Below are 12,856 nucleotides of genomic sequence, written 5' to 3'. Positions count from 1 at the left end.
CTCTATTTATCTATTCGTAGAAAAAGAAAAAAACTCCCAACAATTTTACTTGTTAGGAAGTTTCTATTTATCTTTGTTATGTTAGTAATCAGGTCGAAGAACTCCAGTGACAGTCGCTTTAGTTGCTTCGTAGTCTCCGTCAATAACAACCTTGATAATGCGTTTAGCATCTTCTTCAGGCGCAGGAACCAATGGGAGGCGAGTTGGACCAGCTTCAAACCCCATATAGTTGAGTACTGCCTTGACAGGCGCAGGACTTGGATAAGAGAAAAGAGCATTGACTTTAGGAATAAATTTACGTTGAATCGCTGCTGCCTTCTTCATATCACTCTCTTCAATCGCAGTGAACATTTCATGCATTTCATCACCATTCGTATGAGAAGCAACAGAAATTACACCGTCAGCACCAAGATTCATAGCATGGAAAGCATCCCCATCTTCACCAGTGTATACCAAAAAGTCTACAGGCTTATGCTCAATCAAGTAGGCCATATTGGCAAGACTAGTACATTCTTTGACACCGATAATATTTGGATGGTCAGCCAAACGAAGTAAAGTATCTGGAGTCATTTCGACAACTACACGACCTGGGATGTTATAGATAATAATTGGCAAATCTGATGCGTCTGCAATGGCTTTAAAGTGTTGGTACATACCTTCTTGAGATGGTTTATTGTAGTAAGGTACAATCGCTAGACCGGCTGCAAAACCACCAAACTCCGCTACTTCTTTAACGAACTCGATCGAGTCGCGAGTATCGTTAGTACCAACACCCGCAATTAAAGGAACACGGCCGTTAACAACCTTTTGTACAGCCGCGAACAACTGCAACTCTTCATCGTGGGTTAGGGTTGGACTCTCAGCAGTCGTACCTGCTAAGAGAATTCCATCTGTATGATGTGCCAATAAGTGTTCAATTAAATTTGGAATCGCATCGAAATTAATAGAGCCATCTTCATGAAAAGGAGTAATAAAAGCTGTAATAATTTTACAATCTTTTAAATCTTGATAAGACATACAATAATTCCTCTCTATTTTAAAGAAGGAGTTCAAACGAACTCCAACATGTTATTTCAATTCAAATTTTAATTCAGCTGTTGGGCGAACCAAACCACGTTCGTGAAGTGTTTCTGCGATTTGGACTGAATTCCAAGCTGCACCTTTAAGGAGGTTATCAGAAACTACCCACATATGGATTCCTTTTTCTGCATCCAGGTCTTTGCGGATACGTCCAACGAAGGTATCACGTGAACCTACCGCATTAACCGCTTGAGGATAGATTTGGTGAGCAACATCGTCTTCAAGGACGGCACCTGGGAATTCTGCAATAGCAGCTTTCACTTCTTCGATTGGTGCTACTTCTTTTGTTTCAATGTAGACTGACTCTGAGTGAGCTGACAAGACTGGAATCCGCACACAAGTTGCTGAAACAGCAATGCTATCGTCTTCCATAATTTTCTTAGTCTCGTTTGTCATCTTCATTTCTTCGTATGTGTAGTCATTATCTGTGAAGACATCAATTTGCGGAAGAGCGTTGAAGGCGATTGGATAGTGTTTCTTATCTCCACCTGAAGGTAAGATTTCTGCTTTAACATCACGTGGGTTAACTCCATCATTTAAGACTTCACGAAGCTCACGTTGGGTTTCAAGAATAGCTCCCATACCAGCACCTGAAACTGCTTGATAAGTTGATACAATGATACGGTCTAAACCCCATTTTTGACGAACAGGCTCAAGAGCAACCATCATTTGAATTGTTGAACAGTTTGGACAAGAGATAATTCCGTTGTGAGCATCAAGGGCATGGGCATTCACTTCAGGAACGACCAATGGTACATCTGGATTTTGACGGAAATAAGAAGTGTTATCTACGACGACTGCGCCTGCCTTAACAGCATAAGGTGCGTATTTTGCAGAAGTTGATCCACCAGCTGAGAAGAGAGCAATATCAACCCCTTCAAAAGCGTCTTCTGTTGTTTCTTCTATGGTCACATCTTGACCTTTGAATTGCAAGACCATTCCTGCAGAACGTGCAGACGCAAGGTAACGAATCTTATCGATAGGAAGAGTTGATTCTTCCAACATTTTGATCATTTGAGCACCAACGGCACCTGTAGCGCCGACAACAGCAACTGTGTATCCCATAACAAACCTCTTTCGGAATTTTCTAAAAATTTCTATAATAGAAACATTATACTACTTTTTGGAGGAATTGAAAAGTCTTTACCCTATCTATTTTCTGAAATTGACAAGAAAAGGCGGTGGGACAGAAATCGATAGACAAAGTCTCGATTTCGTAGTCCCAGCCCCGCGAGGATGATTAGGAGCTTTTTGGAGTCTAAAAGACGAACAAAAAGTTCAATCAGCTACCGCGTCAAAGTTTGATTGCTAATAAAAATGAGGTCGGGCTCTTTTGTCCCAACCTCTTCTACTATTCATAAAATTGTTTATATGGTTTATTAAAAGCATCTAAAATATTTGATGGAGTATCTGAATAAGATTTTGTCTCAGTCCAATTTCCTTTAACAATAATTCTTTCAGCCGCATTAGCATCTTCACAGGTCACTAGGGTGATTTCATTAATCCCCTCACGATCCTCAATTAAATCTACTCGGTCAGGAGTAACAATTTTAACTTCATCTATCTCATACGTATAGACTTTTTCTTTATCTGTTAGATAAATTTTCATCCCTTTCTCAGCTCGAGCTAGAGGTGAAAATAACTTCTTGTCTGCATTATTACCAGTAAATATACGATGACTAGCTAGAGAATAGTTTCCTTCTCCCATTACTTGATTAGCTTTCATTGTACCAGCACCATAAAAAAGGTTGACGTTATCGAGTCCCTTAAATATTGGTAGATTCATTTCAAGTTCTGGAATAGCAATTCCTCCAATAACCGGGAGTTGCTGAGAATTCCATTGAGCTGAAAGCACTGCCTCTGATGAAAGTGCTTTGACAGAGTTAAAGTCAAAATTTCCTTCTGTTTCTTGATTCTTCTCAATATTTTCCTTCGTTACTTGACTAACCTGATACTTATTAGTATTTAAAATCATAAAAATATCACGTATCTTCGAATTAAAAATCAAGGCTAGAGACAAAAGGATTAGAAAGCCAGCCAAAATATTAATCAGCAAATTCTTACGCTTATTCTTTTTACTTTTTCTTCTTTTTCGAGACATTATTCTTCACTTTCTGTTTCGTTTTCTGCCTCAACTTCTTCCTTCTCTGCTGCTGCAACTGTTGTAAAGGTTACAATCTTAGCATTTTCATCCAGACGCATTACTTTTACTCCCATTGTAGAGCGTCCAGTTTGTGAAATATTGGCAACATTTGTTCGAATCATAACACCAGTGTCTGTGATGACCATCAAGTCTTCGTCACCTTTTACTGTGAGTAGACCGGCAAGTTGACCGTTTTTATCAGTAATATTAGCGGTTTTCATACCTTTACCAGCACGACCTTTAGTTGGATATTCAGTAGCAACTGTACGCTTACCGTATCCTTTTTCAGTAATGATAAGGACTTCATCTTGGTCAGTAATCACTCTCGCTCCAACCACAGCATCCCCTTCACGAAGGTTAACCCCTTTAACACCTGTGGCGCTACGGCTCATGCTACGAACCGAAGACTGATTGAAACGAACAGCATAACCTAATTTGGTTCCGATGATGATATCGGTATCTTTTTCAGTTAGTAAGACATTAATCAATTCGTCCTCATCTTTCAAATTCAAGGCTTTGAGACCATTTTGACGAATATTTGCGAATTCTTTTACGCTCGTTCTCTTAACGATACCTGCACGTGTTGTAAAGAAGAGGTAAGCATCATCACTACGTTCTGATTCTACGTTGATGATGGTTTGGATACTTTCACCCTCATCTAGTTTCAAAAGGTTAACAACAGGTAAACCTTTGGCTGTACGTCCATACTCAGGGATTTCATATCCCTTAAGTCGATAGACACGTCCTTTATTTGTAAAGAAGAGTAAGTGATCATGAGTACTTGTGGAAACTAACTCACGAACAAAATCATCATCCTTAACACCAGTACCTTGAATACCTCGTCCACCACGTTTTTGAGCAGTGAACTCATCTTGGTCCAAACGTTTAATATACCCTTTGTTTGATAGAGTGATGAGAACATCAGACTCTTCAATCAAATCTTCATCTTCAAGTGTCAAGACTTCACCGACCATCAACTCCGTACGACGTTTATCTCCAAACTTGCGTTTGACTTCATCCAATTCTTCTTTGATGATCTGAGCAACACGTTCTGGCTTAGCAAGAATATCTGCCAAATCAGCAATCAAGGCAATCAATTCGTCATACTCTGACTGAATCTTATCACGTTCTAAACCTGTCAGACGACGGAGGCGCATGTCAAGGATAGCTTGACTTTGACGCTCAGAAAGCTTAAACTTGCTCATCAACTCTGCTTGAGCTTCTTCATCGGTTTCACTAGCGCGGATGATACGAATAACTTCATCAATATGATCTAGAGCAATCAGCAAACCTTCCAAGATATGTGCACGTGCTTCGGCTTTCTCTTTATCAAATTGAGTACGACGAGTCACCACTTCTTTTTGGTGCTCAATATAGGCATCTAAGATTTGACGAAGAGAGAGAATCTTTGGAACACCATTTTGGATAGCCAACATATTAAAACCAAAGCTAGTTTGCATCTGAGTCATCTTGAACAAGTTGTTCAAAATGACATTGGCTGACGCATCACGCTTCACTTCAATGATGAAACGTACACCTTCTCGGTTTGACTCATCACGTACAGCTGTAATTCCTTCAATACGTTTTTCTTGAACTAAACGTACAATGTGTTCATGCACTTTAGTCTTGTTAACCATATATGGAAATTCTGTAACAACGATCCGTTCGCGACCTGTTTTCGTTTCTTCGATTTCTGTACGAGAACGAAGAACAATAGAACCTTTCCCTGTTTCATATGCCTTATGAATACCTGATTTCCCCATAACAAGGGCACCAGTTGGGAAGTCTGGACCAGGAAGAACTTCCATCAATTCTTTGGTTGTGACTTCTGGATTATCCATCACCAACTTAACAGCATCGATGGTTTCACCCAAGTTATGTGGCGGAATATTGGTCGCCATACCAACGGCAATACCTGTGGCACCATTAACCAAAAGATTTGGAAAACGAGCTGGTAAAACAACAGGTTCTCGTTCATTGGCATCGTAGTTATCAACGAAATCAACTGTATTTTTATTGATATCGCGAAGCATTTCAAGGGCGATCTTACTCATACGTGCTTCGGTATAACGCTGAGCGGCAGCACCGTCACCGTCCATGGAACCAAAGTTACCATGCCCATCTACAAGCATATAACGGTAGCTCCACCATTGAGCCATACGAACCATGGCTTCGTAGATAGATGAGTCACCGTGTGGATGGTATTTACCCATGACATCCCCTGTAATACGGGCAGATTTCTTATGGGGTTTGTCAGGTGTCACACCCAATTCGTTCATACCGTATAGAATACGACGATGAACAGGTTTCAACCCATCACGAACATCAGGAAGAGCACGCGATACGATTACACTCATGGCGTAGTCGATAAAGCTAGTCTTCATCTCCTTTGTCAGATTGACATTCACTAGATTTTTATCTTGCATTAAAAAATGCCTCATTTCACTATTAGTAACTAGATATATTATACCATAGTTTGGACTATTTTACAGTCTAACAACACTAACAACACGTGTAAAACGTTTACATATTTATCCCGAAGGTATATCCGTGACAAAACTTAGCAAAAGTGATAGAATGAAATCAAACAGGGTATTACCCTTAAAAAAACAAAGGAGATGTTTAGACTAATGACAGCAACTAAACAACACAAAAAAGTTATCCTCGTTGGTGACGGTGCCGTAGGTTCATCTTACGCTTTCGCTCTTGTTAACCAAGGAATTGCCCAAGAACTTGGTATCATTGAAATTCCTCAATTGTTTGAAAAAGCAGTTGGTGATGCAGAAGACCTTAGCCACGCGCTTGCTTTTACTTCACCTAAGAAAATCTACGCAGCTAAGTATGAAGACTGTGCAGACGCTGACCTTGTAGTTATCACTGCTGGTGCTCCACAAAAACCAGGTGAAACTCGTCTTGACCTTGTTGGTAAAAACCTTGCTATCAACAAATCAATCGTTGAACAAGTTGTTGCATCTGGTTTCGACGGTATCTTCCTTGTCGCAGCTAACCCAGTTGACGTTTTGACTTACTCAACTTGGAAATTCTCAGGCTTCCCTAAAGAACGTGTTATTGGTTCAGGTACTTCACTTGACTCAGCTCGTTTCCGTCAAGCTCTTGCTGAAAAAATCGGTGTTGATGCACGTTCAGTTCACGCTTACATCATGGGTGAACACGGTGACTCTGAGTTTGCCGTTTGGTCACACGCTAACGTTGCCGGTGTAAAATTGGAACAATGGTTGCAAGCTAACCGTCACTTGGATGAAGCTGACCTTGTAGAACTCTTCATCTCAGTTCGTGATGCTGCTTACTCAATCATCAACAAAAAAGGTGCAACATACTACGGTATCGCGGTAGCTCTTGCTCGTATCACAAAAGCTATTCTGGATGATGAAAATTCTGTTCTTCCACTTTCAGTATTCCAAGAAGGTCAATACGGTGTTGAAAACGTCTTTATCGGTCAACCAGCTATCGTTGGTGCTCACGGTATCGTTCGTCCAGTGAACATCCCATTGAACGATGCTGAACTTCAAAAAATGCAAGCATCTGCTCGTGAATTACAAGAAATTATCGATGAAGCATGGAAAAATCCAGAATTCCAAGCTGCTTCTAAAAACTAATTATATTAAAGTTAAAAAAGAAATGTCTAGACAAAATTGTCTAGACATTTTTTATAACTCTAATTCATTTGAGCAAAAGCTGCTTCAGCATCTGCGTTACTAATTGCCCCTAATTGAATCTTAGCAATTTTACCCTGTGAATCAATTAAATACTCTGTAGGGATACTACGAATTTGATAGGCTTGAAAAACAGATCCTTTTGTATCATATAAAACGGGAATGTCTTTATAGCCTTGGTCCTCAAACCACTTTGGAAATTGATCTACAGTTTTTTCACCTTGAAGGCCTGGTGCAATAACAGATAATATTTCGAAATCACGATCTTCTTTTGCAGCAAGCTCCATCAATTCTGGCATACTCTTCTTGCATGGTCCGCACCAAGATGCCCAAAATTTAAGATAAACTTTTTTACCTTTAAAATCAGATAATTTCACTTCTTTTCCATCCATCGATTGAAGGGTGAAATCTGGCGCTTCGACTCCTACAGCAACTTGTTTTACAGTTGCTTGCTGCTGTGTTTGAGTCGTTTGAGTTTCTTGACTTGATTTTTTTTCTTCTTTGCCACAAGCAATCAAAAGAAAGATAGATAAGAAACTAAGTCCAAAATAGATAATTTTTTTCATAGATAACTCCTTTTATCCTAATATTCCAGATAAGATATTTAATTGTCCCAACATTAATAAAATTCCCATAAGGATAATCAGTAAACCACCAATTCTCTTCAATAAGAGGAGGTGAGATTTGATTTTACTAAAATAGGGCATAATAAGACCTGATGCTAAGGCCAATACTAAAAATGGAAGCGCCATTCCGAGAGTATAGATAAGGGTTAATAAAGCCCCCTGAAGAGCTCCATTTCCTCCCGAGGCAGCCAGTGCTAAAACAGAACTTAAAACTGGACCAATACATGGAGTCCAACCAAAGCTAAAGCTGATACCAAGTAAAAAGGCCGACAGATATTTACTAGACTGTTTTTGATTAAATGTTACTGTTTTTTGGAACTCTAATTTACGTAGATGAAGGATTTCCATCTGATGCAACCCCAATATGATAATAATGACTCCCATGACATAACGGAACCAATCAGCATAGAGTAAGTTACCTAGAAATCCTGCTCCAAACCCTAGAATAAAGAAAATCAAAGAGATACCTGCAATAAAACAGAGTGTCCGAATTAATCCTGACCAGGCAACCTCTTTACCTAAAAAACGAAATGTCTTTGACTCCTCTTGATCATCTAATAGAACACCTGCATATACTGGTAGCAGGGGAAAGATACAAGGAGAAAAGAATGATAAAACCCCAGCTAAAAATACAGAGATAAAAAATAAAATACTTTCCAATTAAGAACCTACTTTCATTTAGTTATATTTTATTTTACTATAAAAGAAAACGTTTGTAAGATATCTGCTACGTAAATTTATTTTCAACTTGAAAGAATCAAAAAAGGAGCTCAGCTCCCTTTTTTTATTAGTATGTTCCTTCTTCACCTTGACTTGTCAAGATAACAGGTCCATCCTTTGTAATAACAAACTGATGCTCATACTGACATGATAAACCACCGTCGATCGTTTTGTGTGCCCATCCTGTTTTCATATCAGTATCGATTTCCCAATCACCTGTATTAATCATCGGCTCGATTGTCAATACCATACCTTCACGTAGGCGGAGACCACGGCCTGCGATACCATAGTTAGGAACCATTGGTTCTTCATGCATGGTTGGGCCAACACCGTGTCCTACAAGATCGCGAACAACTCCATAGCCACGACTTTCAGCATATTCCTGAATGGCAGCTCCAATATCACCGATTCGGTTTCCTACAACAGCTTTTTCAATACCGATGTACATAGCTTCTTTGGTCACGTCCATTAAGTTTTTAACTTCTTCTGACGGTTTGCCAACAGCGTATGCCCAACAAGAATCGGCTAATCCACCCGTAAAGTTTTGTGTATAATTCTTAACTTCTTTCACTTTATTAAAGTTTAATTTAGAAACATCAAGGTCTGATTTAGCAATCGGTCCTCCAAGAACCATATCAACCTTGAGCAAATCACCTTCTTTTAAAATATAGTGGCGAGGAAAAGCATGAGCTACTTCGTCATTGAGTGAGCAGCATGTTGCATAAGGATAATCCATAATTGCCCCATCAACACCAATTTGTAAAGGAAGGAAATTTTCTTCTTTACAACGACGGCGCACATATTCTTCTACTTCCCACATGTCTACACCTGGTTTGATGATGTCACGCAAACCAATGTGAATACTTGCAAGAAAATCGCCAGCCTTATCCATTGCTTCAATTTCTCTAGCTGATTTTAATGTAATCATGTTCTCTCCTAAATTCTAATTAATTTTTACAGTTACATTTGCTTTTGATACGATTTGATGATTGAGATAAATATCATAATCAATGATAGCAGAGCGTCTCGTATGGTGAATAATTCTAGCTTGAATACGTAGAACATCATCAATCTGGACAGCCTGTAAGAAATAAATCAACATCTGTTCAATGATAAGATTTCGACCACTATTAACGACCAAATCCTGAGTCATATGGGTCAATATTTCTGAAAGAACTCCATTTGCAAGGACACCATTCTTTTCAAGCATAAAGGGTTCAACTGTAATGACAACTTCATCATGATGATAAGATAATTTCTGGCCAATCTGCTCTGAAAATGTTGGTAGAGCCGATACCTGAGAGCGACTCATTTTTTCCATGACATCGCGTCTAGTAATGACACCTAGCAAAGTTTGATTGCTACGAACAACGGGTACCATTTCAAAGTCTTCAGCAATCATTCTCTGGCTAACGTTAGCAACATTCGTTGCTAAACCTGTCATGTAGACTGTTCTTGTCATGACCTTATCAATGGTCGTTCCAGGAGATTTATCTCCAGCATCACGCATGGTAACTACCCCAACGACAACCTGGTGTTGATTGATGACAGGGAAACGACTGGTCCTATTCTTTCGAACCAAATCTAGATAATCTTTGACAGTATCCGTTTCTTGTAGAAATCCATATTCATGACTAGTACGATAAATCTTTTCAACTGTTAAAATATCAGTTTTGATTTGAACATTTGACAAAGCACGGTTAATCATCGTCGCAATTGTAAATGTATCATGCTTGCTTCGTAATACTGGGATATTCTTTTTATCAGCTGCGTTCAAAACATCTTTATGAACTTCAAATCCACCTGTGACCAAGACAGCATTTTCGTTTTCTAGTGCCAACAACTGGATGCGTGTTCGGTCACCGACAATGACTAGCCCACCATCATGAAGGTAAGAAAGGATATTCTTCTCAGTCATCGCTCCGATGGAAAATTTACTAAATTCTCTGTCCAAACCAGCTTGACCAGCTAAAACTTCTGAACCAGTGACTTCTGCAATTTCCGCGAAAGTGAGTTTCTCAATGGCAACTTTTTTTGATTTGACACGAATAGTCCCACTCCGAGGCCGTGTTTCTACTAAACCTCTATTTTCAGCCTCTTTGATAGCACGATAAGCCGTACCATCACTAACTCCCAAACGATTGGATATACTTCGAACACTAACCCGTTTTCCAACTGGTAATTCTTCCAAGTAGGCTAATATTTCTTGGTGTTTACTCATTTAGTTCCCCTTTTGTATAGCGAAATTCTAGATAATCTCGCATCTTACGAGTATAGCGATCGCTACCTTTGAAACGTCGAGACAGAACAAAGCCCGATTTCTGTGCTACTTTTTGACTAGCAGCATTTTCTAAATGTGTTACAATCGTTAGTTGCTTTAATCCAAATTCGTTCATGGATAAATCCCGCAATTTGCTAACAGCTTCAGTCATATATCCCTGAGACCAAAAATCTTTCCTCAAAAAATAGCCAATTTCTGCTTCTTTCCTAATTTCGTCCAGTTTTTCGAACTTAATTGCTCCAATCATTTTTTCTGTTTTTTTATCACAAATGGCCCAAATACCCAAAGGTGATTTCATAAAGTAGTTAGCAAGCGCATATTGACTTTCTTCAATACTAGCTTGCGTAGGAAAAATAAATTGAAGATTTTCAGGGTTTGATGCCAACTCATGAAAGTCATCAACATCTGTAAAAAAGAATGGACGGAAATACAAACGTTCCGTCTCATAAAAAGAAAACATTGCTAATTTTGTCCAGATATTCATTCTTATCCTCAAATTGCTAATCTTCAATCAGCTCAATATCTGCTCCAAGCTTACGTAATTTCTCAATGATATTTGAGTATCCTCGCAAAATAAACTCAACACTTGTAATCTCTGTTCTACCTTCAGCCATTAGACCAGCAATAACCAAAGCTGCACCTGCACGCAAGTCTGTAGCTCTTACACTTGCACCATGTAAAGGATTCCCACCTTTATAGATAATGTGATCATTAGTAGTTGAAATATCAGCGTTCATTTTTGCTAATTCAAAGACATGGTTAACGCGTTTTTCATATATGGTATCAATCAGTGTCCCACGTCCTTCTGCTTTTAATAGCAAAGGTGTAATTGGCTGTTGGAGGTCCGTTGCAAATCCAGGATATGGTGCTGTCTTGATATTAACAGCCTTAAGATTTGTTTGCTCTTCGACGAAGATACTGTCTTCTGAAACAGTCATATGAACACCCATTTCTTCAAGTTTAGCAATAAAGGCTTCTAAATGCTCATAGAGTACATTATTGATGCGAATTCCTTGACCAACTGCAGCAGCCATTGAGATATAAGTACCAGCTTCAATACGGTCTGGAATAACTTGATGTCGTGTGCCGTGAAGGGATTCAACACCATCAATAATAATCATATCCGTACCAGCACCACGAATATGACCTCCCATATTATTTAACAAAGTAGCTACATCAATAATTTCAGGCTCCCTAGCAGCATTTTCAATAACTGTACGTCCTTGAGCTTTTACTGCTGCAAGCATTGTATTAATCGTTGCTCCAACACTTACAGTATCCATATAAATACTAGCCCCCTGTAACTTTGAACCATTAGTTGAGAGATTCATATTATCTCCCTCGTACGTTGTCTTTGCTCCCATAGCTTCAAAGGCTTTTAAGTGCAAATCAATCGGACGAGGTCCCAAATCACATCCACCAGGTAAACCAACTGTTGCTTCACCGAAACGTCCAAGAAGGCTGCCATAGAAATAATAAGATGCACGAAGACTGTTGATTTTCCCGTATGGCATTGGTTTGTTTTGAACACCACGGGGGTCAATCTCTAAGACGTCATCATAACGCTTAACACTAGCGCCCATAATTTCCATGATATCAACCAAACTAGCGACATCAGAGATATCTGGAACACAGTCCAAAATTACAACATCATCTGACAAAATAATAGCAGGAATCAGGGCTACTACACTATTTTTTGCACCGCTAATGGTAATCTCACCCTTTAATGGACGCCCACCGTTAATGACAATTTTTTTCATTAGTTACTATATACTCTTTCACTATTTATTCATAAGGTCTCACCCTATATTATACCATATTTCTTTCTTATTATCTATCAATATAAATTAAATATATTGCTAACCTCTCAAGTAATTTCTACTAGTTTTAGGTTAAATTTTATCAGTTCGTCTATCACTGCTTTTTATTTATAAAAAAAGCTTCCCGAATATCTCGGAAAGCCTTATTTAATGCTACTTTCAGCATCCTCGCCTTTTTATTTCAAGGCTCAGGATAAAAAGGTTCACTGGACCTTTTTATTTTGCGATTGGGTAAACAGAAACTTGTTTTTTATCGCGACCTTTACGTTCAAAGCGTACTAAGCCTTCAACTTTAGCGAACAAAGTATCGTCTCCACCACGACCAACGTTAACACCTGGATAGATGTGTGTACCACGTTGACGGTAAAGGATTGATCCACCAGTTACAGTTTGTCCGTCAGCTGCTTTAGCTCCAAGACGTTTAGCTTGTGAATCGCGTCCGTTTGATGTAGAACCTCCACCTTTTTTGTGGGCGAAAAGTTGCAAGTTGCTAAGAGTCATTTTTAACATAA

The 12,856-nt window shown here is 39.0% G+C and carries 12 protein-coding genes; 1 reads left to right on the top strand and 11 read right to left on the bottom strand.

From position 1 onward, the window contains the following. Window positions 1-81 precede the first annotated feature (81 nt). From dapA to gyrA, 4 genes are all read right to left on the bottom strand, one after another. Window positions 82-1,017 carry a 4-hydroxy-tetrahydrodipicolinate synthase gene (gene dapA, locus ACXYSN_RS01955; RefSeq protein ID WP_458635970.1) on the bottom strand — a complete coding sequence of 312 codons (936 nt, stop codon included), beginning with the start codon at window positions 1,015-1,017 and terminating at the stop codon, window positions 82-84. A gap of 51 nt (window positions 1,018-1,068) precedes the next feature. Next, complete coding sequence (locus tag ACXYSN_RS01950) at window positions 1,069-2,145, bottom strand: aspartate-semialdehyde dehydrogenase (protein WP_458635969.1); 1,077 nt, start codon at window positions 2,143-2,145, stop codon at window positions 1,069-1,071. A gap of 286 nt (window positions 2,146-2,431) precedes the next feature. Continuing rightward, complete coding sequence (locus ACXYSN_RS01945) at window positions 2,432-3,181, bottom strand: class A sortase (RefSeq protein WP_458635968.1); 750 nt, start codon at window positions 3,179-3,181, stop codon at window positions 2,432-2,434. Next, on the bottom strand, window positions 3,181-5,649 hold the full coding sequence (gyrA, locus tag ACXYSN_RS01940) for a DNA gyrase subunit A (RefSeq protein ID WP_458636405.1): 2,469 nt from the start codon (window positions 5,647-5,649) through the stop codon (window positions 3,181-3,183). The genes ACXYSN_RS01945 and gyrA overlap by 1 nt, the downstream gene beginning before the upstream one ends. Window positions 5,650-5,853: 204 nt before the next feature. Between gyrA and ACXYSN_RS01935 the strand changes: the two genes are divergently transcribed. Beyond that, on the top strand, window positions 5,854-6,840 hold the full coding sequence (locus ACXYSN_RS01935; protein ID WP_458635967.1) for an L-lactate dehydrogenase: 987 nt from the start codon (window positions 5,854-5,856) through the stop codon (window positions 6,838-6,840). Between the two features lie 59 nt (window positions 6,841-6,899). Here ACXYSN_RS01935 and sdbB read toward each other — a convergent pair whose 3' ends face one another. From sdbB to rpmA, 7 genes are all read right to left on the bottom strand, one after another. Then, window positions 6,900-7,463 carry a thiol-disulfide oxidoreductase-associated lipoprotein SdbB gene (gene sdbB, locus ACXYSN_RS01930; RefSeq protein WP_458635966.1) on the bottom strand — a complete coding sequence of 188 codons (564 nt, stop codon included), beginning with the start codon at window positions 7,461-7,463 and terminating at the stop codon, window positions 6,900-6,902. A 12-nt stretch (window positions 7,464-7,475) separates the two neighbouring features. After that, complete coding sequence (gene ccdA2 / locus ACXYSN_RS01925) at window positions 7,476-8,183, bottom strand: thiol-disulfide oxidoreductase-associated membrane protein CcdA2 (RefSeq protein ID WP_303942653.1); 708 nt, start codon at window positions 8,181-8,183, stop codon at window positions 7,476-7,478. Window positions 8,184-8,310: 127 nt separating this feature from the next. Then, a complete protein-coding gene (locus tag ACXYSN_RS01920; protein ID WP_458635965.1) occupies window positions 8,311-9,171 on the bottom strand; it encodes a methionyl aminopeptidase in 861 nt (286 codons plus the stop codon). A gap of 15 nt (window positions 9,172-9,186) precedes the next feature. Beyond that, window positions 9,187-10,464: a CBS-HotDog domain-containing transcription factor SpxR gene (gene spxR / locus ACXYSN_RS01915; RefSeq protein ID WP_458635964.1), complete on the bottom strand. Its 1,278-nt coding sequence runs from the start codon at window positions 10,462-10,464 to the stop codon at window positions 9,187-9,189. Beyond that, on the bottom strand, window positions 10,457-11,008 hold the full coding sequence (locus ACXYSN_RS01910) for a GNAT family N-acetyltransferase (protein ID WP_458635963.1): 552 nt from the start codon (window positions 11,006-11,008) through the stop codon (window positions 10,457-10,459). The genes spxR and ACXYSN_RS01910 overlap by 8 nt, the downstream gene beginning before the upstream one ends. A 16-nt stretch (window positions 11,009-11,024) precedes the next feature. After that, window positions 11,025-12,284 (bottom strand): UDP-N-acetylglucosamine 1-carboxyvinyltransferase, encoded by a 1,260-nt coding sequence (locus ACXYSN_RS01905; RefSeq protein ID WP_458635962.1) that lies wholly within the window; start codon window positions 12,282-12,284, stop codon window positions 11,025-11,027. Window positions 12,285-12,560: 276 nt separating this feature from the next. Beyond that, a complete protein-coding gene (gene rpmA / locus ACXYSN_RS01900) occupies window positions 12,561-12,854 on the bottom strand; it encodes a 50S ribosomal protein L27 (RefSeq protein WP_458635961.1) in 294 nt (97 codons plus the stop codon). Window positions 12,855-12,856 lie beyond the last annotated feature (2 nt).

It is taken from the genome of Streptococcus sp. V869 (assembly GCF_054353515.1).
Note: the sequence above shows the minus strand (reverse complement) of the source record. Positions and strands in the feature narration are given on the sequence as shown.